At 48.3% G+C, this 20637-nt stretch carries 25 protein-coding genes; 23 read left to right on the forward strand and 2 right to left on the reverse strand.

Annotation, left to right across the window (positions count from 1 at the left end; translation table 11 throughout):
* The first annotated feature begins 33 nt into the window (after positions 1-33).
* The 19 genes from BMW55_RS06765 (at position 34) to glyS (ending at position 15305) form a co-directional block, all read left to right on the forward strand.
* Positions 34-378 (forward strand): histidine triad nucleotide-binding protein, encoded by a 345-nt coding sequence (locus BMW55_RS06765; RefSeq protein WP_089966661.1) that lies wholly within the window; start codon positions 34-36, stop codon positions 376-378.
* A 266-nt stretch (positions 379-644) separates the two neighbouring features.
* Positions 645-818, forward strand: a complete 174-nt coding sequence (gene rpsU, locus BMW55_RS06770; RefSeq protein ID WP_089966663.1) for a 30S ribosomal protein S21 — start codon at positions 645-647, stop codon at positions 816-818.
* A 15-nt stretch (positions 819-833) separates the two neighbouring features.
* Positions 834-1277, forward strand: coding sequence for a GatB/YqeY domain-containing protein (locus BMW55_RS06775; protein ID WP_089966665.1), 444 nt, complete (start codon positions 834-836; stop codon positions 1275-1277).
* A gap of 55 nt (positions 1278-1332) precedes the next feature.
* Positions 1333-1980 (forward strand): NfeD family protein, encoded by a 648-nt coding sequence (locus tag BMW55_RS06780; RefSeq protein WP_089966667.1) that lies wholly within the window; start codon positions 1333-1335, stop codon positions 1978-1980.
* 63 nt (positions 1981-2043) lie between these two features.
* Positions 2044-3021 (forward strand): flotillin-like protein FloA, encoded by a 978-nt coding sequence (floA, locus tag BMW55_RS06785; RefSeq protein ID WP_089966670.1) that lies wholly within the window; start codon positions 2044-2046, stop codon positions 3019-3021.
* A gap of 44 nt (positions 3022-3065) precedes the next feature.
* Entirely contained in the window at positions 3066-3437 is a 372-nt protein-coding gene (locus BMW55_RS06790; protein ID WP_089966673.1) for a hypothetical protein, read from the forward strand.
* 118 nt (positions 3438-3555) lie between these two features.
* The gene (locus BMW55_RS06795) at positions 3556-3750 is read left to right on the forward strand and encodes an alpha/beta-type small acid-soluble spore protein (RefSeq protein ID WP_089966675.1); all 195 of its coding nucleotides are present in this window, start codon (positions 3556-3558) and stop codon (positions 3748-3750) included.
* 131 nt (positions 3751-3881) lie between these two features.
* The gene (yqfC, locus tag BMW55_RS06800) at positions 3882-4139 is read left to right on the forward strand and encodes a sporulation protein YqfC (RefSeq protein ID WP_089966677.1); all 258 of its coding nucleotides are present in this window, start codon (positions 3882-3884) and stop codon (positions 4137-4139) included.
* A gap of 13 nt (positions 4140-4152) precedes the next feature.
* Positions 4153-5352, forward strand: a complete 1200-nt coding sequence (yqfD, locus tag BMW55_RS06805; RefSeq protein WP_089966679.1) for a sporulation protein YqfD — start codon at positions 4153-4155, stop codon at positions 5350-5352.
* Positions 5353-5355: 3 nt separating this feature from the next.
* Positions 5356-6327, forward strand: coding sequence for a PhoH family protein (locus BMW55_RS06810; protein WP_089966681.1), 972 nt, complete (start codon positions 5356-5358; stop codon positions 6325-6327).
* Between the two features lie 19 nt (positions 6328-6346).
* Positions 6347-8479, forward strand: coding sequence for an HD family phosphohydrolase (locus BMW55_RS06815; protein ID WP_170839785.1), 2133 nt, complete (start codon positions 6347-6349; stop codon positions 8477-8479).
* Positions 8476-8946 (forward strand): rRNA maturation RNase YbeY, encoded by a 471-nt coding sequence (gene ybeY, locus BMW55_RS06820; RefSeq protein ID WP_089966685.1) that lies wholly within the window; start codon positions 8476-8478, stop codon positions 8944-8946. The genes BMW55_RS06815 and ybeY overlap by 4 nt, the downstream gene beginning before the upstream one ends.
* Positions 8947-8959: 13 nt before the next feature.
* Positions 8960-9649 (forward strand): diacylglycerol kinase family protein, encoded by a 690-nt coding sequence (locus BMW55_RS06825; RefSeq protein ID WP_170839786.1) that lies wholly within the window; start codon positions 8960-8962, stop codon positions 9647-9649.
* Positions 9650-9706: 57 nt separating this feature from the next.
* Entirely contained in the window at positions 9707-10105 is a 399-nt protein-coding gene (locus BMW55_RS06830) for a cytidine deaminase (RefSeq protein ID WP_089966688.1), read from the forward strand.
* Complete coding sequence (gene era, locus BMW55_RS06835; protein ID WP_089966689.1) at positions 10095-10997, forward strand: GTPase Era; 903 nt, start codon at positions 10095-10097, stop codon at positions 10995-10997. The genes BMW55_RS06830 and era overlap by 11 nt, the downstream gene beginning before the upstream one ends.
* Before the next feature lie 110 nt (positions 10998-11107).
* On the forward strand, positions 11108-11242 hold the full coding sequence (locus tag BMW55_RS06840) for a YqzL family protein (protein ID WP_089966691.1): 135 nt from the start codon (positions 11108-11110) through the stop codon (positions 11240-11242).
* Positions 11243-11255: 13 nt separating this feature from the next.
* Positions 11256-12014, forward strand: a complete 759-nt coding sequence (gene recO, locus BMW55_RS06845) for a DNA repair protein RecO (RefSeq protein ID WP_170839787.1) — start codon at positions 11256-11258, stop codon at positions 12012-12014.
* 323 nt (positions 12015-12337) lie between these two features.
* Positions 12338-13225 carry a glycine--tRNA ligase subunit alpha gene (glyQ, locus tag BMW55_RS06850; RefSeq protein WP_089966694.1) on the forward strand — a complete coding sequence of 296 codons (888 nt, stop codon included), beginning with the start codon at positions 12338-12340 and terminating at the stop codon, positions 13223-13225.
* Positions 13218-15305 (forward strand): glycine--tRNA ligase subunit beta, encoded by a 2088-nt coding sequence (gene glyS / locus BMW55_RS06855; RefSeq protein WP_089966696.1) that lies wholly within the window; start codon positions 13218-13220, stop codon positions 15303-15305. Before glyQ ends, glyS begins: the two co-directional genes overlap by 8 nt.
* 270 nt (positions 15306-15575) lie before the next feature.
* On the opposite strand, the gene BMW55_RS06860 is transcribed toward glyS, so the two are convergent.
* A complete protein-coding gene (locus BMW55_RS06860) occupies positions 15576-16394 on the reverse strand; it encodes a class I SAM-dependent methyltransferase (protein ID WP_089966697.1) in 819 nt (272 codons plus the stop codon).
* A 268-nt stretch (positions 16395-16662) separates the two neighbouring features.
* Here BMW55_RS06860 and lepB point away from each other — a divergent pair, with 268 nt between their 5' ends.
* Genes lepB through BMW55_RS06880 form a run of 4 tightly spaced genes read left to right on the forward strand, consistent with a single transcriptional unit; the run spans position 16663 to position 19624 of the window.
* Entirely contained in the window at positions 16663-17160 is a 498-nt protein-coding gene (gene lepB, locus BMW55_RS06865) for a signal peptidase I (RefSeq protein ID WP_089966699.1), read from the forward strand.
* A complete protein-coding gene (locus BMW55_RS06870; RefSeq protein ID WP_170839788.1) occupies positions 17147-17755 on the forward strand; it encodes a Yip1 family protein in 609 nt (202 codons plus the stop codon). The genes lepB and BMW55_RS06870 overlap by 14 nt, the downstream gene beginning before the upstream one ends.
* Positions 17756-17779: 24 nt before the next feature.
* Entirely contained in the window at positions 17780-19147 is a 1368-nt protein-coding gene (locus BMW55_RS06875) for a pre-toxin TG domain-containing protein (protein WP_089966702.1), read from the forward strand.
* Between the two features lie 3 nt (positions 19148-19150).
* Entirely contained in the window at positions 19151-19624 is a 474-nt protein-coding gene (locus BMW55_RS06880) for a hypothetical protein (RefSeq protein ID WP_089966704.1), read from the forward strand.
* Positions 19625-19903: 279 nt separating this feature from the next.
* Here BMW55_RS06880 and BMW55_RS06885 read toward each other — a convergent pair whose 3' ends face one another.
* Complete coding sequence (locus BMW55_RS06885; protein ID WP_089966705.1) at positions 19904-20620, reverse strand: class I SAM-dependent methyltransferase; 717 nt, start codon at positions 20618-20620, stop codon at positions 19904-19906.
* Positions 20621-20637: the final 17 nt, after the last annotated feature.

Here is a 20637-nt window from a genome sequence, read left to right on the forward strand (position 1 = left end):
ATAATGTGAATCAAGGACAGGAGGAGTGAAATCATGGACAATTGCATCTTTTGCCAAATTGTGGAGGGCAAAATTCCGTCCGAAAAAGTGTATGAAGATGAGGATTTGCTTGCATTTCGCGACATTAACCCCGTTGCTCCGGTTCACGTGCTGATCATTCCCAAGAAACATATCTCTTCCTTGCTTGAACTCACAGAAGAGGATCAACCGCTGGCCGGGAAAATTCTTCATGCGGCACAGAAAATTGCCCGACAGCTGGGATTGGCCGAGAAAGGCTTCCGCGTGGTCAACAATGTGGGAGAAGAGGGAGGCCAGACGGTTTTCCACATTCATTTCCATCTGCTCGGAGGACGCCAGCTGACCTGGCCTCCAGGTTAATTTTTTGACACTCCCATGTAACGTGCGATATAATAAAATTTGACTGTATTGTCCCAACGGGTGTTCAGGCGAAAGTCTGAACAAAGGAGCGTTATGCTCTCGGGCGTCGTTGGTCTGATTCAATTTATTTTTTATGCAGGTGTTGTGCGTGCTGACCATCTCCTCAGGGGATAAGGCCGCTGCTTGCGTAAATGTGTGGGTCTTTTTCCTTTTAGTTTAGGCTGCCAGCCCAGCGGCCTAGCTGACCCGTGGAGGGAGGGAATCATATGGTCGAAACACGCGTCCGGAAAAATGAATCGCTGGATAGCGCTCTGCGTCGTTTCAAGCGTTCCTGTGCCAAAGACGGCGTTCTTTCTGAATGGCGCAAGCGCGAGCGTTACGAAAAACCGAGTGTTCGTCGCAAGAAAAAATCGGAAGCCGCCCGTAAAAAGCGTCGGTAGTGAGGTGTCACACGAGTGAGTCTCTTGGAACAACTGGATCAGGATATGAAGTCTGCCCTGAAAAACAAGGAGAAGACCAAGTTATCCACGATTCGCATGTTGCGTGCTTCCATCAAAAAAGTGGAAATCGACAAAAAGCGCCCGCTGAACGATGATGAAGTGCTGGAAGTGATCGGGCGAGAAATCAAACAACGTAGAGACAGTTTAAGTGAATATGAAAAAGCAGGGCGGGAAGACCTTGCTCAAAAAGAACGGGAAGAAATCGAGATTCTTGAAACCTACCTGCCTGAACAACTGTCTGAAGAGGAACTCCGCTCTCTGGTTCGGCAAGTGATACAGGAAGTGGGTGCTTCCTCGAAGGCGGACATGGGCAAAGTGATGGGGGCCATCATGCCCAAAGTGAAGGGGAGAGCGGATGGCAGGCTCGTCAATCGTCTGGTTCAGGAAACATTAAGCTGACGGCGTGTTTTTATACACGCTGTTTTTTTTGAACAGAGACAGGGAGGGAAGCGGTGTGGATGTTTTTGTCAGCCTCGTTACCGATCCGTATGTTGTAAGCATTCTCATCGCTGTCGGAATCATCGGGCTTGCGATCGAAATGATTTCACCTGGTTTTGGCGCACCAGGAATCATCGGATTGGGTTCTTTTGCCCTTTACTTTTTCGGCCATTATCTGGCCGGTTCGTCCGGGTGGGGGACACCCGCCCTTTTTGTTTCCGGGCTGATTTTATTGATTCTCGAGATCTTTGTCCCCAGTTTTGGCATTTTGGGCATATTGGGAATTGTCGGTGTTGTGGCGGCGGTCGTCGGAGCGGCTCCCAGCTGGCAGGTGGGCACGATGGCGGTCGTGATCGGGTTTGTCTTGGCGATTGCGGTTCTATGGGTGTTGATCAAGTTTTTTGGCAAGAGGCCGGCCAGTCCACTGGTCCTTCAAGCTGCACAAAAAAATGAACAGGGTTATACTTCTTCAGAAAACCGCAAGGACTTGCTCGGACAGGTCGGAATAACGATGACTCCTCTCCGTCCGTCCGGCTATGCCAAGTTTGGCGACAGGAGGGAAGATGTTGTAAGCGAAGGAAACATCATTCCGAGCGGATGCAAGGTGAAGGTGATTCAAGTAGAGGGTACGCGGGTGGTTGTCAGAAAAATGGAAGAGGAATGAGTAAATAAAGTATAATAAAAATAAAGTTTTATAAAAAATATCAAAATGCGGGGGATCGAAAAAATGGATGCAGGGGTATGGGGGATTGTCGTCGTAGTCGTGCTGGGTGTCATCGCGTTGTCCATTTTGTTCACGTTTGTTCCGGTGATGCTGTGGATCAGTGCCATGGCCTCGGGAGTGTATGTCGGCTTGACCACGCTCATCGGAATGCGCCTCCGACGCATTGTCCCCGCAAGAATCGTCAATCCTTTAATTAAAGCGCGAAAAGCCGGATTGGATGTGGATATTACCCGGTTGGAGACCCACTACTTGGCTGGCGGCAATGTGGACCGCGTTGTCGATGCCCTGATTGCGGCCCAGCGCGCCGACATCGATTTGGTGTTTGAACGGGCAGCCGCCATTGATCTGGCGGGGCGCGACGTGCTGGAAGCCGTGCAGATGAGCGTAAATCCGAAGGTGATCGAAACACCGATGGTATCAGCGGTAGCCAAAGACGGAATCGAGGTCAAAGTGAGAGCCCGGGTCACCGTGCGTGCCAACATAGACCGTTTGGTCGGCGGTGCGGGAGAGGAGACCATTATCGCCCGCGTCGGCGAGGGGATCGTCACGACCAACGGTTCGGCCAGCAGCCATAAGGAAGTTTTGGAGAATCCCGATATGATTTCCAACACGGTGTTGGCCAAGGGATTGGATGCGGGAACCGCTTTTGAAATCTTGTCCATTGACATTGCCGATATCGACATCGGTAAAAACATTGGCGCCAAACTTCAGACGGATCAGGCGGAAGCGGATAAGCGAATTGCCCAGGCGAAAGCGGAAGAGCGCCGGGCGATGGCGGTAGCGTTGGAGCAGGAGATGCGCGCCCGTGTGGAAGAGATGCGGGCCAAAGTGGTGGAAGCGGAGGCGCAGATCCCGCTCGCTCTTTCGGAAGCACTTCGTTCCGGCAACATGGGTGTAATGGATTATTATATGTTGCAAAATATGGAAGCCGATACACGGATGCGCCGCTCCCTCGGAGAACCCCCGGGTGATGAAAAATAAGCGCTGGCGGAACGGATGGCACACTCTGAGAGGAGGTGCTTCAGATGGAAAGTTTCATGATCGCCATTTTGATTGCAATGGCGGGATGGTTGATCAACCGGATGCAAGAAGCGAAAAAGAAAAAGTTCGCGGGGACGGCTCTTGTCACCGAAAATAGGGAAATGGAACCGGATGGATGGGAGGAGGAGTTGGCAGAGGAACCGGATGATATGGCCTCTGCTTTCGAACCCCCATCGCCTTCGATGCTGTCTGCAGACATTCACACCGAAAGCCGGCCATCGTCGCACATTCCCCAAACTTCGATGAACAAAAAAGGGAAGCTGAGTCGACAACAACTCCGCCAGGGGATGATCATGAAAGAAATTTTGGGTCCTCCCCGTGCTAAAAAGCCTTACAGAGCGAATGTTTTCCGGTAAAGGACACCTTCGGGTGTTCTTTTTTCTTTGGGCAAAATTCCTTAAACTGACATGGAAACATATGTGGATGATAGATCTGTTTTGACGTTTCATACTAAACCACAAGGAGGTGAAAACCATGCCCCGTCGCGCAAATACCAACAGACTGCTTGTACCCGGAGCAGCTGCGGTGCTCAACCAATTTAAAGAAGAAATCGCTGCTGAATTTGGGGTAAAACTGGGCTCTGATACGACTGCACGCGGAAACGGATCGGTGGGCGGCGAGATCACCAAACGGCTGGTTGCTCAATCTCAAAACGAAATCAAATCGTAACGGTTGATCAACTCCTGGCGGTATAGATCATTCTATACCGCTATTTCTATTGCTTTTTCATAATTGAGCCGTATTCCGCATAAAAGTTACAAAGGAGATGAGGGCATTTCACGGGAGGATGACGGGGACAGATGCGCAAATGGGCTTCTGAATGGTTTGATTTGCCGCCTGACGTGACCAGTGACGTTCCCCGGATCGAAATGATCGGTCCTTTTCGGTTGCAGGTTGAAAACCACCAGGGAGTGGAACATTTCAGCAGCCGTGAGTTGAAACTGAGAATTAACCAGGGTTGTTTAGCGATCATAGGAGAAAGTTTAAAGATAAAAGCCATCTACCCGGAAGTGGTTTTGGTCGAAGGAAACATACACGAACTTAAAGTTATCAAATAAGGGGAGAACGAGGTTGCTGGGGATACAATGGCCAAATATCGTTAAGGGAAAAATAGATCTGCAATGTTCCGGACCCCAATTGGCTTCCGTGCTGAACATGGCGGTTCAGGAAGGAATTTATGTGGAGAATATCTACTGGGTGGACGAGCGCACGATCCGGATCACCATTTTGCTTCCTGATTTTTTTCTCTTCACGTCGCTGATGCGCAAGCAAAAAATTCGTTTACGAATCATCAACAAAGCAGGTTTGCCTTTTTTGATCAAGCGGGTAAAACGACGCAAATCTTTTTATATCGGCATGATTCTGTTCTTTTTTCTCATTTTTCTTTTCAGTTCATTCATTTGGAAAGTTGAAATCGAAGGCACGGAACGAATCCCGGAAGCCCAGATCCGCTCCCTGCTGAAAAAAGAAGGTATTTATGTTGGACAACTAAAGAGAGATCTTCCCGACCGGGAACTGGTTCAACACCATTTGCTAACCCAGTTGCCGCAGGCTTCCTGGGTCGGGGTCCGGGTGGAAGGAACCCGGGTGACCGTCACGGTTGTCGAGAAAAAGCAAATTGAGCCGCCGCCGAAAGAGTTGCCTTCGTATGGACCGGTTCACCTGGTCGCTTCCAAAAACGCGCTGATTTATGATATGCGCGTAGAACGAGGCAATCCGCTGGTGGAAGTCAATGATGTCGTCCGTCAAGGACAAGTCCTCGTGTCCGGCATTTACGGGGATCCGGATACAGGTACGGTTGTGGGAGCCAAGGGGAAAGTGATGGGGGAAGTCTGGTATGAATCGGAAGTAACGGTCCCTGTCCGGCAAAAAAGAAAAGTATATACGGGCTATCGGCAAAAAATAACCCTTCCTTATATAGGAAAAAAGATTTTGTGGAATCCATTTCGCGAACTCCCGTACAAGCAGTATGAAACCATTCAAAGGGTACAGCCGGTGCAGGTGGGCAATCGGTCGTTGCCGTTCGGTTTGGTGGAACAGGAATTTTTGGAGATGGAGTGGGTCAATCAAAAGTTGACCGAAGAAGAGGCAGTCCATTTGGGAAAAAGGCAGGCAAAGGAAGAGCTGCTTCAAAAGCTTGGTGCTGACGGGCGCATTCTTGAGGAAAAAGTTTTGCACCAACGCCTGGAGAATGGTAAAGTTTATTTGAAAGTACACTTTGATGTCATTGAAAACATAGCGGTTCCACAACCGATTTTACAAGGAGAATGAGCATTGCAATCACACGAGAACACGATTAAAATTGGTTTGCGCGATCCGGCGGAAGCACTCAGCTTGTTTGGTCCCCATGATGCTTTTCTGAAACAGATTGAGGCCAACACTTCAGCCAAAATCATCGCACGCGGAGAGGAAGTGACCATTTCCGGTTCGGCCGAAGAATGCTCCGTGCTCGGCAATTTGTTTCATACGCTGTTATCGTTGATCCGCAAGGGAATCCAATTGACCGAGCGGGATGTGGTTTACGCCCATCGCCTGGCAGCGCGCGGCCAAGCCGGTGAGCTGTTGGACCTGTTTCTCGAGGAAATCGGTGTCACACAGAGAGGGAAACCGGTTCGCGTGAAAACATTGGGGCAGCGCCATTACGTGACAGCCATCAAAAAGTCGGACATCGTTTTCGGGATCGGGCCGGCGGGCACGGGTAAGACATTCTTGGCCGTTGTGATGGCTGTAACTGCCTTAAAAGCGCACCGTGTCAAAAAGATCGTTCTAACTCGCCCGGCTGTGGAAGCTGGTGAAAATTTGGGCTTTTTGCCCGGTGATTTGCAAGAGAAAGTAGATCCTTATCTCCGACCGCTCTATGACAGCCTTTATTTGATGCTGGGAACGGAGCAAGTGGCCAAAATGATGGAACGGGGTCTGATTGAAGTGGCTCCGCTTGCCTACATGCGGGGGCGAACGCTGGAAGATTCGTTTGTCATCCTGGATGAAGCCCAGAATACAACTCCTGAACAGATGAAGATGTTTTTAACCCGTCTCGGCTTCGGTTCAAAAATGGTGATCACGGGGGACGTGACACAGATTGACTTGCCGAGGGGGAAACAGTCCGGATTAAAAGAAGCCGAGCGCATCCTGACCTCCATCCCGGAGATTCGCTTTGTCTATCTGGGTCAAGAAGATGTGGTTCGTCACACCCTGGTGCAAAAAATCATTGAGGCCTATGAACATGATGCAGTTCGTAAGGATTAAGACAAGGAGCCGGTTCAAGATGAAAGATAAGAGAGAACCGTCGTCCATTTGGTTGGAAAAACTGATACCAAAAGATTGGAAGACAAGCGCCCGCATCCAAATTCTCCTGTACGCGATCTTTGGGATCGCGTTCTATTTATTGTTGATGAAACATGTGCTCCCGGAGCAATATGATGTGAAAGTGGGCTCCATCAGCCCGGCTACGATCGTTTCACCAGTGACAAAAGCGGACGAATTTGCGACAGAGGAAGCTAAAAAACAGGCAGCCAACGCGGTGGAGACCCAGTACACCAAAAATGACACCCTGACCAGTAAACAAATAGACAGGATCGATCATTTTTTTGCGGATGTCAGAAAAATTGTGACCGCTGCGGATTTAAATGAAGAAGACAAGGTTGCCAAAATTAAGGCGATTTTAAAAGAAGCCATCCCCGGGAACTTTACGGAACATTTTTATGTAAATCTGGCACGCACTTCCCCGGAGAAATTGACGGATATTCGCCTGAAAACCAGAGGGATTGTTTATGACATTTTGCAAGAAGGGGTCCGTCCGCAGGAACTGAGCGAAAAACGGGATTCGGTGGACCGGGTGCTGGTGACCAGCCTGCTGGATAACGACGCCCTCGACAGCCGTTCGCGGTCCATTGTACGGGAACTGGCGAAACAAAGTATCATTCCCAATGAAATGGTGGACGAAGAAAAGACAGAACAGCTGAGGGAAGCGGCGCGTGACGCGGTCAAAACCATCCCGATCAATAAAGGGCAAATCATCGTATCGGCAGGGGAAGTCGTTACCAAAGACCAATATCGAAAGCTGGAAGAGCTGGGTCTGTTACGGAAAAACACGCATCTCTTGCCCTATCTGGGGCTGGCCGTCCTGACCGGCTTCCTTCTGGTGATGTTGTTCTTTTATGTTCGCCGCTTCCATTCCAACGTTTATACGGATAATAAAAATCTGATCCTGTTGTTCTCCATTTTGCTTCTGACGTTGTCAGGCATGAAGTTGCTTGCGTTTGGGCAGAATCTGGAATGGAACACGATCGGGTATTTGGCCCCGGTTGGGCTCGGCGCCATGTTAATCACCCTGCTCCTGGATATCGAGTTGGCACTTGGCTGTGTGGTTTTGCTGTCGATTTCCTCCAGTGTCTTTTACAATGCTGATCATCAGCTGCTGTTCGACTTTCGTTACGGAATCGTCTCATTGGTCAACGGGGCGGCCAGTGCGTTTGCTTTGGCGGGTGTGCGCAAGCGAAGCGCCATTCTGCGGGCGGGCCTGATCGCATCCACAGCCAGCGTGATTCCCATCGTCAGCATGTATTTTATGGTGCCGGCGGATGGAACCAGCCAGGCGCTGCTGCAATCTGTCATCTTCGGCGTTTTGAGCGGGATTTTCTCAGCGGTTCTCACCATTGGCACTCTTCCCTATTTTGAAACCGTCTTTGGCATTTTGTCGCCGCTGAGGCTGTTGGAGCTAAGCAATCCAAATCATCCGCTCCTGAGAAAACTGCTGATCGAAGCACCCGGAACTTATCATCATTCCATTATTGTCGGAAACTTGGCTGAAGCTGCTGCTGAGGCGATCGGTGCAGACGGACTCCTGGCAAGAGTGGGAGCTTATTATCATGATGTGGGGAAGACGAAGAGGCCGCAATTCTTTATTGAAAACCAGTTGTACCGGGAAAACCCCCATGACAAGATATCACCCAATCTCAGCAAGACGATCATCATTTCCCATACGCGCGACGGTGTGGAGCTCTTAAGGCAGCACCGGATTCCCAAGCCGATTCAGGATATTGCCTCCCAGCATCACGGCACCACATTGCTCAAATATTTTTACTATAAAGCGTTGAAGCAACAAAAGGACGGTGCCCAGGTGTTGGAGGAGAATTATCGTTATCCGGGACCGAAAGCGCAGTTTAAGGAAGCGGCCATTCGGTCTCTTTCCCGTCCCACCCCGTCGCGCATTGAGAATTTGGTTCGCAAAATCATTCGCGACCGCCTTGAAGATGGCCAATTTAATGAATGTGATTTGACGTTGAAGGAGTTGGATCTGATATCCAAATCCATCTGTGAAACCTTGCAAGGAATTTTCCATTCACGTATTGAATATCCCGAAGAACCGGAAACAATCAAAGGAGTCAAACACGGATGAGTTTACAATTGGATCTGGCAATTGAAACTGAAGCAACCGAAGAAGATAAAAAAGCGATCGAGTGGATTGGGAAGGCTCTGCGAGCGGCGGTGGAGGCGGAACAGCTTCCGCCGGTGGAGGTTTCTGTGACGATTGTGGACAATGGAGCCATCCGGCAGATGAATAAGGAATACCGGAAGGTGGATCGGCCCACTGATGTCCTTTCTTTTCCTCTCTGGGATCCGGAGGAAGAATGGGTCATTGCAGAGGAAGAAGAAGCGGTTTCACTGGGGGATATTGTCATCTCTCTGCCGAAAGCTAAAGAACAGGCAAGCGAATACGGTCACTCTTTGGAGCGGGAGTTGGGCTTCCTGGCGGTTCACGGATTTTTGCATCTGTTGGGATATGATCACGAGACGAAAGAAGAAGAAGAGGAGATGTTTCAAAGGCAGGAGGAGATTTTGGGCCGGATTGGTCTCCAAAGGTAGGAGGCGGTCTACGATGTGGGTGACCAAAGTATTAAAAAGCTTTCGTTATGCGCTGGAAGGATTAAAATTTACGGTAGTCACCCAACGCAATATGCGCATTCACTTCCTGGCCGCGTTGGGCGTGCTGCTTTTAAGCTTGTACCTCCCGATGAGTAAAACGGAGGTACTTCTGCTGTTTGTCACGATTATTCTGGTGTTGTTTGCCGAATTGATCAATACCGCCGTCGAAGCCGTTGTGGATATGGTGACCGAAGAATACCATCCGTTGGCCAAAGTGGCGAAAGATGTTGCAGCTGGTGCCGTTTTGCTGACCGCCGGACTTGCGGTCATCGTGGGAATCAGCGTTTTTTATCCTTATCTGAATACGCTCTTTCAAGGGCTGATCGGGGAATCTGCCGATCCGGCCGATATCGGGTTCGCCGCGATCATCGCGTTTGATTTCTTCTTTACCCTAATGATTAAAGGTTGGTTACACCGGATGGGCAAAAGCGATTGGGAACCGAGCATGACCACCTCCATCGCCTTTTGCGTGGCGACACTGATCGTGGCTGTGATCGGAAGTCTGATTCTCACTCTCCTCGTCTATTTCCTAACCGCTTTGATTGTCGGCTCTCGCCTGCGCCTGCAGCCAAACCGGCTGTCTATTTTCCTGGGAATGGTGCTGGGAACATCCGTCGCATTCATCGGAGTGCAATTATTGTAATCATCGGGGATGATCAATATAATAGGGACACTACATGACATAGAAGGAGAAGATGGGATGAAGAAACTGATAGAAGCAGCCATACAAGCCAGGGAGAAAGCTTATGTTCCCTATTCGAACTTTCCGGTAGGGGCGGCGCTGCTTACCCGGGAGGGACAAATCATCCAAGGATGCAATGTGGAAAATGCCTCCTACGGATTAAGCAATTGCGCTGAACGGACTGCCTTGTTTAAAGCGGTTTCCGACGGGCTTCTGGGAGGATTTCAAGGAATCGCGGTCGTTGCCGATACCCCGGGCCCTGTTTCCCCTTGCGGGGCCTGCCGACAAGTCCTCGCCGAACTATGCCCTCCGGAGATGAAAGTCTGGTTAGCCAATTTGCACGGTGACATAACGGAAACCACGGTAGCTGAATTGCTGCCGATGGCTTTCAACAGGGGGGATTTACATGCCGAGTGATTACCGTTCAGGATTTGTTGCGCTGATTGGACGGCCCAATGTGGGCAAATCGACTTTGATGAATCACATCGTGGGGCAAAAGGTAGCGATTATCTCGGACAAGCCGCAGACAACCCGCAATAAAATCCGGGCCGTCTACACGGATGAACGCGGGCAGATCATTTTTCTGGATACCCCCGGAATTCACAAACCCCATTCCAAACTGGGAGAGTGGCTGGTGAAAACGGCGAAGGATGCCCTCGATGAAGTGGACTTGATCCTCTTTTTAGTGGATGCCGAGCAAGGTTTCGGCCCGGGTGACCGCTTTATCATCGAAAATTTAAAAGGTGTGAAGACACCTGTCTTTCTGGTTGTCAACAAAATCGATCAGGTTCATCCGGACGATCTGTTGCCGCTGATCGACCATTATCGCAAACTGTATTCGTTTAAGGAAGTCGTCCCCATCTCCGCGCTTCAGGGCAACAACACCTCGACACTGATTCAACTCATCATCAAGGAATTGCCTGAAGGGCCGAGATACTATCCGCCGGATCAAGTGACTGACCATCCGGAACATTTTATCGTCGGAGAGTTGATCAGGGAAAAAGTGTTGCAGTTGACCAGAGAGGAAATACCTCATTCAGTGGCCGTAGTGATCGAGGAGATGAAAATGCGGGAAGGCCAGGATCTCCTCGATATCAGAGCCACGATTTATACAGAAAGGCCTTCCCAGAAAGGCATTTTGATCGGGAAAAAAGGGGCCCTGTTAAAAGAAGTGGGACAACGGGCCCGTGAAGAGATGGAACGGCTTCTCGGAACCCGCATTTTTCTGGATTTGTGGGTGAAGGTGAAGAAAGACTGGCGGAACGAAGAAATGCTGCTCAGGCAATTTGGTTACCGCAACGAAGAATGATGCCGATAATCATAACATGGTAATGATGTTAATTTTTCCATCTCATACTCCTCTGGTCGGCGGGTCATCCTAAGTTTGAACAAAGCGTTCAGCTGAAAGGATGATGCTGGTTGCGCAATTTCGCCTGGAGTTGCTTTACGGTAACTGGCAGTATCGATGCCTATCTCTTATACAAAGAGTTCGAGGCGATTCAGGGAAGAGGCGAGAGCCCGGACCAAGAGGGGGAAGAGGAAGAAATCGGTTAAGGAAGGCGCTCTTATGCTGCAGAAAGTAGAAGGGATCGTCCTGAGAGCGAGAGATTATGGGGAGAGTCACCAGGTCATTCTGATCTTTAGCGAATACCAAGGCAAAATCGCGGTCATGGCCCGCGGTTCCAAAAAACCGAAGAGCCGTTTCGGAGCCGTGACAGAACCTTTTACAGAGGCGCATTTTGTCTATTTCACCGGCGGCAGCGGAATGCCCACCCTCTCTCAGGCAGACCTGATTCATTCTCATCACCTGATCCGTTCGGATCTGTTGCTGACTGCTTACGGTGCTTACTGGCTGGACCTGATCGACAAGTGTACGGAGGAAAAAGAACCCTGCCCCGGCTTGTACCGTTTTTTGACCCTGGCCTTAAAAAAGCTGGAAAGCGGTACCGATCCCGATATTTTAACGAGGATGGTGGAACTTCGGATCATGCGGATCGCGGGGTATCAACCGGTACTCCACCACTGTGCAAACTGCCGTCAACAACACCGTCCTGTCCGCTTTAGCATTCGTCAGGGCGGATTTTTATGTGCGGACTGCCAGAATCAAGACCCCGAATCACTTCCGCTCACCGAAGCGACGGCACGCATCTTGCCCTTGCTGGAACGGATCCCCTTGGAGCAGCTCGGGGAAGTGAAGGTGAAGCCGGAGACCAAAGAACAGTTGGAGAGAATCGTCCATGCGTTTATGGAGGAATATTTTCCGTTTAAACTGAAATCACTCACCTTGCTGAAACAAATCCGGCAAAGTTGGGGATCAAGCAGTTGACAAACGTTTTTTTCTTTGCTATATGTGTTATTACGATCCAATCGGAATGCGTGATGAGAGAAAAGAGTAGCCGAGAAATCCCGTGTCAAGCGAATCGGGGATGGTGGAAGCCCGGTCACGGCTCTTGGTGAAATGGCATTTTCTTGAGCGCCCACAATTGAACACGGAAGAATGAAGAGGGTCGACTTGATGTTGACCAAATAGGGTGGAACCGCGGGAACTGACCTCTCGTCCCTATGACCGAAGTGTATTCTGTCATAGGAATGGGAGGTTTTTTGCTTGGTTCAACCCTTAAGAAAAATAGACCGGAGGTGTCGTCTTGCATGAATTTGCAACAGATGATTTGGAAGTTGCAGGAGTTCTGGTCCAACCAGGGATGCATTTTAGTCCAGCCTTATGATGTGGAAAAAGGAGCCGGAACCCTCAACCCCATGACATTTCTCAGGGCACTGGGTCCTGAGCCGTGGAAAGTCGCCTATGTGGAGCCTTCCCGCCGGCCGGCTGACGGCAGGTATGGAGAAAACCCGAACCGATTGTACCAGCATCATCAATTCCAAGTCATCTTAAAACCCTCTCCTGACAATATTCAGGAAATTTACCTCGACAGCCTGCGCGCTCTCGGCATTGATCCGCTGAAGCACGATATCCGCTTTGTGGAAGACAACTGGGAAAACCCCACGTTTGGCGCAGCCGGATTGGGCTGGGAAGTCTGGCTGGATGGGATGGAGGTGACCCAATTCACCTATTTCCAACAAGTGGGGAGCCTGGAAGTGGATCCGGTATCCGTGGAGCTCACCTACGGTTTGGAGCGCCTCGCTTCCTATATTCAGGATAAGGAAAATGTGTTTGACTTGATCTGGGTGGATGATGTGAAGTACGGAGATGTTTTCTTGCAATCCGAATACGAGCATTCCAAATATACCTTCGAACTCTCCGATGTCGACTTGCTGTTCCGCTTGTTTGATGCTTATGAACGAGAAGCGGAAAGAGCTCTGAAAGAAAATCTGGTTTTTCCGGCATATGATTATACTTTGAAATGTTCTCACACGTTTAACCTCCTCGATGCGAGAGGAGCGATCAGCGTGACCGAACGGACCGGCTACATTGGACGGGTGCGCAGCCTGGCGCGGAAAATTGCCAAGGCTTATGTGGAAGAGCGGGAAAAACTGGGGCATCCGTTGCTGAAGCAAGGAGGGGACAACGATGAATAGAAAAGACCTGCTGCTGGAAATCGGCTGTGAAGAGATTCCCGCCCGTTTTGTAGACAGTGCGGCGATCCAGTTGGGCGGGAAGCTGGCTGAATGGTTGTCGTCACACCGGATCTCTTTCCAATCGTATCAACTCTATGCCACTCCGCGCCGTTTAACCGTGCTGGTGAGCGGTGTTGCCGAACGACAGGAAGATTTGAGCGAGGAAGTGAAAGGGCCGGCGGCGCGCATCGCCCGAACCCCGGAGGGCGGATGGAGCAAAGCGGCAGAGGGGTTTGCCCGCAAACAGGGAGTTTCTGTTGAACAGCTGGTGTTAAAAGAGTTTAAAGGGGAAACATATGTATTTGCCCGCATTCACCAGCAGGGCGAAAAAACCGTCGATCAACTGAGAAAAGGCCTGCCTGAAGTGTTGGAGGCGCTCCATTTTCCCAAAACGATGCGCTGGGGGTCCGGCCGTACCCGTTTTATCCGTCCGGTTCGCTGGCTGGTTTGCCTGTTTGGCGAAGAGGTTGTGCCGGTGGAATGGGCGGGTGTAACGGCCGGCAACAAGACCCGGGGACATCGTTTTCTCGGAACGGAAACAGTGATTTCTTCTCCTGCGCATTATGTGAAACAGCTCAAAGAACAGTATGTGATCGTGGATGTTGAAGAGCGGCGGAAGCTCATTTCAAGCCAACTGCGGCAACTGGAGGAGAAAAACGGCTGGGTGATCCCGGTAGACCTGGGCTTGCTGGCCGAAGTGACCCATCTGGTGGAATATCCGACCGCGCTCAGCGGTACTTTTGAAGAGGAATTTCTCTCATTGCCCAAAGAGGTGCTGATCACCACGATGCGGGAACATCAGCGTTACTTCCCGGTCGAGTCCAAGGACGGAAAATTGCTGCCGTTCTTCGTCACCGTCCGCAATGGAAACGAGGAAGGGCTTGCCTATGTAGCCAAGGGAAATGAAAAAGTCCTGCGCGCCCGTTTGGCGGATGCCCGTTTCTTCTATGAGGAAGATCTAAAGCTGCCGATCGAAACGGCGGTCAAGAAACTGGACCAGATCGTGTACCAAGAAGAGTTGGGCTCCGTGGGTGACCGGGTGCGCCGGATTCAAAGGATCGCCCTGGCCCTGGGACATCAACTGGGCTTGGATGAAGAAATGATGAAAAAGCTCGAGAGAGCAGCGGCCATTTGCAAATTTGACCTGTCTACGCAAATGGTCGGGGAGTTTCCCGAACTGGAAGGAACGATGGGTCGGGAATATGCCCTCCATGCCGGGGAATCCGCCGAAGTGGCCGAAGCGGTCTATGAACATCACCTGCCTCGTTTTGCCGGAGATGATGTACCGCAAAACCCGATTGGCACGCTTCTCTCCCTGGCGGATAAAATGGACACCATCGCTTCCAGCTTCGGGATCGGCATCCAGCCGACCGGTTCCCAGGACCCGTATGGTCTTCGCCGCAGAGCCGCGGGGATTGTGCAAATTTTACTCCGGGAAGAGTCGTCGAACGTCTCACTGTCCGGTTTGTGGCAGCTGGCGCTCAATCAGCTGGAAGAAGCAGGTCTGTTAAAAGTACCGAGAGACGAAGTGGAAAAGGGCCTGGAGCAGTTCTTTGCTTTGCGGTTGAAAACCGTTCTGCAAGAAGAAGAGATCCGCTATGACGTGATCGATGCCGTGCTCGCTTCCGGCATTGCCCATCCGTCTTTCCTCTTGAAAAAAGCGCGTGTGCTGATGGATCAATTGGAGAGAGAATCCTTTAAGAAGGAAGTGGAAGGCTTCACCCGGGCAGCCAACCTGGCCGCCAAAGCAGACGATCCGGTCCTCAACAAAGAGCGGCTGACAGAACCGGCAGAACGCTCCCTGGCTCAGGCTTTGCAAGAGGCAACCGCCCTGTTTGACCGGGCCAGCGCCAACGAGGATCCGCTTTCCATGTACCATGCGCTGGCCCATATGGTTCCTGCCATTCATTCCTTCTTCGATCAAGTGATGGTGATGGTGGAAGATCCGCAAGTCCGCAACAACCGTCTCGCCCTGTTAAAGGAAATCACCCGTCTGGTTAAACATTATGCATCCTTTGAGTTGATCGTCTTTCCCTCCTGAAACGTCTTAAAAAGCGTGTGTGCCTGTTGGGCCACACGCTTTTTTATTGAAGGCCATTATGTTGCAGCTGAGAAACAAGCAGACGGTAAGTTGAATGGAGCATCCATGATTAAATTTTCAGCGATCCGCTTCTACCATGATTGATGATGCTTTTTTATGGTATCCGACGACTCAAAAGTCATTGTGGCGGATGGATCAATCAGGTAAAGATAAGGCGGGCAACCCGGTCAGCCGGTTATTTGAAAAGGAAGTTTGACTGCCACGGAGCGGTCAGACTTCCTTTTTAAGTGAATCACCGGGTGCGGCAAATGTTGTGTGAAACGGCTTGAATGCTTTCGTTGCGATGAATGTATGAATGTATTTGTCCAACAGCCTTTTTCCTCCGAAATCATCTTCATAAAAACCGGTAATCACAAATCCTGATTCGATTTGTCCTTTTATTTGATCCTCCAAGCTATGACCAAATTCCAAGGGAATGCAATGATTCAGCTGATGCTCGATTTGCTTTTCGGTTAGATGCGCCAAATCTGAATATGGAATCGGGTATCTTACTTCCAATTTCCCCTGTTCCTCCAATTCCCAGTCAAAAAGATAAAAGACAGGATTCATGAAACCACTGATCAAGGATCCGCCTTTCTTTAAGACGCGCGAAGATTCTTTCCATACGGGTAAAACATCATCAACAAAGAGATTGGAAACAGGGTGGATGATGAGATCAAAAGTTTCATTATCGAAAATTCGTAAATCTCTCATATCTCCTTTGACCGTCCGGATCACAAGCCCTTCTCTTTCTGCGACAAAACGATCTTGCTTGAGCTGTTCCACTGAATTATCAAAAACGGTGACTTCTGCTCCCGCAGCCGCTAACACAGGTCCTTGTTGTCCTCCTCCTGAAGCTAAGCAAAGGACTTTTAAGCCTTTTAATGGAGGAAACCACTCTTTCGGAACGGGTTTTGTCGGTGTAACATAAATCTCCCATTTACCGTTCTTCGCTTTTTGAATCGCCTCACGATCAACAGGTATCGTCCATCTGTTTTTTTTCTCTACATTTCGATCCCATGCTTTACTATTGTAATCCACGATGTTCATAAAGATTTTTCACCCTTCTCTACATGTTTACAGTTCCGTTCGGACCGTTATTTTGGTCTCGGAATCTCACTTACTTTTTGTGATATTACACAAAAATACAACAATTTATATTTCGATTATATACCATTGATTCTTCAATCTTCGGCTTCTTTTTGTAATTAAATTGGAAAAATTCCACCGTTTCATAGCTCATTAGTATATAATGTTCTTGTCAATAAGTAAATAATTCCATTTGGTTGAATGTGTTTTTTTAGCAAAGGAGGCGTTTATGAACCGATCTACTTCTAAAAAGATTCCTTTGATCATCGTCTGCTCTGTTTTAGTGCTGATGATTCTTTATGTTGTTTTCCAATCGTTTTTTGGATTTTATGAGGTATACGGAAACAGTATGTCGCCGGCACTACAGGAGCATGAAATTTATCTCGTTCAAAAGAATGTGAATTCGCTTGAACGAGGAGACATCGTGGTTTTTTACCACCCGGATGAACAGATCACTTTTATCAAAAGAGTAATCGGTTTACCCAACGACATCGTTGAAATCAAGCAAAATCGCGTGTTTGTCAATGAACAAGCCGTCAATGAGCCATATGTTAAGAAAAACCAGAAGATAAAGGATTACAAGCCTGTTCGTGTACCAGCAGGAAACATTTTTGTTTTGGGAGACGACGTGGCGCAAAGCTATGATAGCCGGGATTTTGGTATGGTTCGCATGGATTGGATCGAAGGAAAAATCAAGCAGGTGGGATCGGATGATGGAGAGCATTAGAGAAATCTTTATATCTATGTGGCGACACCCCAAATCCGCCATTCGGCAGGCAATAGATCAGCATAGCAGAAAATTCACGATTTGGCTGGTTATTTTGTTCGGGATTACGTTATTTGTTGAGCAAGCATCCAATCGAAACTTAGGCGATGACTTTTCTTCTTTTACGATCTTCATCTTATCTCTCCTGTTGGGTCCTCTTTTCGGGATGACTGCCTGGGTATTCCTGTCAGGGATTAGCTACGGAACCGCACGAATCTTGGGCGGAACCGGAACCTGGGAAGAAACAAGAATTGCAACTACATGGGCAACGCTTCCCTACATCTCCAAGTGGATCGTGTTATTTTTCCAACTCATCATGTTTCGGGGAGAGCTGTTCACCAGTGAAACACCCATCATGGATGCAAGTCCGTTCCTGATGGTTTCCTTTCTTCTACTCAGTATCCTCGATTTTGCGATGACTTTCTGGTATATCTATGTTTTTTCAAATGCCATTGCGGAAGTACACGATTTTTCCGCATGGAAGGGTTTTCTCTCGGTTATTCTCATTCCTCTGTTGCTGGTGTTGTTTCTGTTTATACTCGCCACCGTATTGTAGAAAAAAGAAAAAGGGAGAGATATTGTGTGGCATCCATTTAAGGATTTTCTTGTTTCTAAGCGGGGATCATCTACCCTTGAGTATGTCCTTATTATTGGAGCCGGTGTGTTGTTAGCTATTATTTTAATACTGGCCATCAATAGTGATGAGATAAAAACATCGCTTGAAACTTCAGTAAGAAACGCGATCGAAGGGAAAGTCCCTGAAGGGGGTCATTCCCCTCAAACGGGGGATGTGCCTGAAAACAATAGTCCGGGTTTTCATCCGAATGGAAGTGCAAAGCGAAATGTAAATACGAGTCATAACGTAAATTCTGGCCATTCCGTTCCTGTTAATGATCAGAAAGATAACAGGAACCTTTGGGAAAAAGGACTGGATTATGTTTTTGGCGGCTGGAATGGCCCCGGCAAGGCATGGGACAGAGTTGTAGATGATTGGAACAAGATGTGGGATAACCCCGGGGAATACTGGTCAGAAGTGTTTGGATGGGAGGATATCAAAAATACCTGGAACCAATTGACTTCTGAGCCAGTTCAATATCTCAAAGATACCTGGGACCGAACTTGGAATGAAATAAAGGGAGTTTGGAATGATCCGTTAGGCACCGGTCAGCAGCTACTTGAAGATGTTATCGGTATCAACGATGCGAAGGCTTTCTGGAATGGTGTTGACCCTGAATCCGGGGAAGAGTTGTCCATCCTCGAACGTGTGATCCGAGGAGTCGAAGCTGTTCCGATTCCGCATACGAAAGCCGTCAAACTGGTTGACAAAGGGCTGGAGATCGGCAAGAAACTCTTCATTAAGCCCGCTTGCGGGAAAAAGAAAGGAAATGACTCTTGTCCCGTTGGTAAGCATGAGGATGGCAATGGTTTACTTTCTTCCGATGGAAAGTTTAAAGACCCAACATTAGAATCCTATTATCAGAAGTATCTGGAACGTAAAGCGAAGGAAGGAAAAACTCCAAGAGACCGGTTAGAATGGAAGGAGGCAAGGGATTACTGGTTGAAGGATTCCCCGATGGCCAGAGGGAATCGATTTAATAAAAAAGCTGAAATAGAAGGATGGTATCCTTATAATGAAGTTCACCTCAGTAATGGTAAACGTTTGGATTCGTATGATCCAATAAAAGGAGAAATTGTGTCGAGGAAAGCGACAGACCTGGACATGATCGACATGGCTACATTTGAAGCATACTTAAAAGAGTTAAAAAATAAATACAAACCCGGCACCAAGATCCGATCAAATAAATACAGAAGAATTGACGGTCAAGAGCTGAAAGGAAAACAAATACTTGAAATCCCTGCATCGAATCGAAACTTTAGTGAAATACAAGATTATATTGATTTGGCTAAAAATAAGTATGGGATTGAAATCAGGTTCAGGGAGGAATAATCAATGCATTTACCACCGGAAACCAAGGCGGCATTAGAGAAGATTGATTTTATTCACAGGTACAAAAGCTTATCTGCCAAGTATTATTGTGATCTTGATGAGAGTTTTATGAATGTTGACAATCATGAGGTCTTGCGCATATTTAAAGAATTGGGTTACCATGCTCGTTTCGACAAGAGGGAAAACTTCTTTCATATTGTGGAGGAATCACCCCCATGTAAATTTGAATTTAATATATCCCTCAAACATGGTTTTCTGGAGTTCATATGGGGAACATGGAAGGATGGGGAGTTACTGATCGGTGATCCGTGGGGGATGTTAAAGAACTTATTGGATGGCAGAGACGAAAGTGTAAGGTTACCCGGATTCCGCAATTACCATGAATTGAAAGAAATATTGGAAGAAGCGTTTTTGATGTATGAGGATTTTAAACGGGAACTGCTTTCTGTCTGCCGGAAGGAAACAGGGGAGGTTTAGCGTTCATTGATGATCGCCGGAGTGTAATTTTTTGTATAAATGGTTTTTCTCTATGAAAATCTAAAATTATATCGTTTTGGTGTATATTATTTTTGTTCCAAAAGTGATTATCCACATAAAACACAGGTTATCCACAATTTTAATAAAATATTTTATTTTTATTTCAAATAGGTTACGATGTTACGTAGATGTTACAAATGAAAAAAGGAGGCTGTTCATTGCCGCCTCCTTTTCTTTAAAAATCGAGCGCAAACCAGAGGCCGTTGATGATACTAGTAGCTATTTGTGCGCTTGAACGATCAAGAAATGCGGATTTTTCATCAAGTAGTCATACGATTCGGATTTCATGGGTAATTTTTCCAGGAATTCTCCAACGGGTTGGGGCTCAACAATGCGGTCAAGTGTGAAGTGTTCCGTTGTTGCGTTAATGATTTCATGCAGAGGTCTTCGATAGAAAGATACCTTTACAGAACCGGACTCCTTTTTTTTCCATTCATCCACCAACCATTCCTGTGCGAAGTAGTCCGGTCTTTGAAACATGGTATAGTCCATAAATGGGTGATGTACCGAGAATACGAGTTGCCCGCCGCGTTTCATGACACGATGGAACTCCCGGAAAGCAGATGACCAGTCATCCATGTAGTGCAGAGTGAGTGAGCTTACAATCAGGTGGAACGTCTCATCACGAAATGGAAGCGGTTCACTTAAATCTTGAACAAATATACTTGCTTTCTCACCGACTCTTCTTTTGGCTGCTTGCACCATTTCCGGGCTTAGATCAACAGCTGTAACATTGGCACCCAGCTTTACGAATTGCTCCGTATACCAGCTTGTGGCGCACCCCGCATCCAGAACATTCAATCCGCTCATATTGCTTGGCAAAAGTTTCATCATGGCCGGACGCTCGTAATAGGCATTATAACCACTCTCATTATCCACATTCTTCTCGTAATCTTTGGCCAGTATTGAAAAAGCTGCCAACACTTTATTTTTCACTTTTCCGTCCGCCTCCA

Origin of the sequence: Lihuaxuella thermophila (assembly GCF_900110165.1) — a bacterium.
GTDB lineage: Bacteria > Bacillota > Bacilli > Thermoactinomycetales > Thermoactinomycetaceae > Lihuaxuella > Lihuaxuella thermophila.

What these genes read in the sequence shown, in the direction of transcription:
- glyQ (WP_089966694.1), top strand. Translation starts at nt 12,338, where the DNA reads ATGAATTTGCAACAGATGATTTGGAAGTTGCAGGAGTTCTGGTCCAAC.
- BMW55_RS06860 (WP_089966697.1), bottom strand. Translation starts at nt 16,394, where the DNA reads ATGAACATCGTGGATTACAATAGTAAAGCATGGGATCGAAATGTAGAG.
- rpsU (WP_089966663.1), top strand. Translation starts at nt 645, where the DNA reads ATGGTCGAAACACGCGTCCGGAAAAATGAATCGCTGGATAGCGCTCTG.
- yqfC (WP_089966677.1), top strand. Translation starts at nt 3,882, where the DNA reads ATGCGCAAATGGGCTTCTGAATGGTTTGATTTGCCGCCTGACGTGACC.
- BMW55_RS06870 (WP_170839788.1), top strand. Translation starts at nt 17,147, where the DNA reads ATGGAGAGCATTAGAGAAATCTTTATATCTATGTGGCGACACCCCAAA.
- BMW55_RS06825 (WP_170839786.1), top strand. Translation starts at nt 8,960, where the DNA reads ATGTGGGTGACCAAAGTATTAAAAAGCTTTCGTTATGCGCTGGAAGGA.
- lepB (WP_089966699.1), top strand. Translation starts at nt 16,663, where the DNA reads ATGAACCGATCTACTTCTAAAAAGATTCCTTTGATCATCGTCTGCTCT.
- floA (WP_089966670.1), top strand. Translation starts at nt 2,044, where the DNA reads ATGGATGCAGGGGTATGGGGGATTGTCGTCGTAGTCGTGCTGGGTGTC.
- BMW55_RS06815 (WP_170839785.1), top strand. Translation starts at nt 6,347, where the DNA reads ATGAAAGATAAGAGAGAACCGTCGTCCATTTGGTTGGAAAAACTGATA.
- BMW55_RS06765 (WP_089966661.1), top strand. Translation starts at nt 34, where the DNA reads ATGGACAATTGCATCTTTTGCCAAATTGTGGAGGGCAAAATTCCGTCC.
- recO (WP_170839787.1), top strand. Translation starts at nt 11,256, where the DNA reads ATGCTGCAGAAAGTAGAAGGGATCGTCCTGAGAGCGAGAGATTATGGG.
- era (WP_089966689.1), top strand. Translation starts at nt 10,095, where the DNA reads ATGCCGAGTGATTACCGTTCAGGATTTGTTGCGCTGATTGGACGGCCC.
- ybeY (WP_089966685.1), top strand. Translation starts at nt 8,476, where the DNA reads ATGAGTTTACAATTGGATCTGGCAATTGAAACTGAAGCAACCGAAGAA.
- glyS (WP_089966696.1), top strand. Translation starts at nt 13,218, where the DNA reads ATGAATAGAAAAGACCTGCTGCTGGAAATCGGCTGTGAAGAGATTCCC.
- BMW55_RS06880 (WP_089966704.1), top strand. Translation starts at nt 19,151, where the DNA reads ATGCATTTACCACCGGAAACCAAGGCGGCATTAGAGAAGATTGATTTT.
- BMW55_RS06830 (WP_089966688.1), top strand. Translation starts at nt 9,707, where the DNA reads ATGAAGAAACTGATAGAAGCAGCCATACAAGCCAGGGAGAAAGCTTAT.
- BMW55_RS06795 (WP_089966675.1), top strand. Translation starts at nt 3,556, where the DNA reads ATGCCCCGTCGCGCAAATACCAACAGACTGCTTGTACCCGGAGCAGCT.
- BMW55_RS06790 (WP_089966673.1), top strand. Translation starts at nt 3,066, where the DNA reads ATGGAAAGTTTCATGATCGCCATTTTGATTGCAATGGCGGGATGGTTG.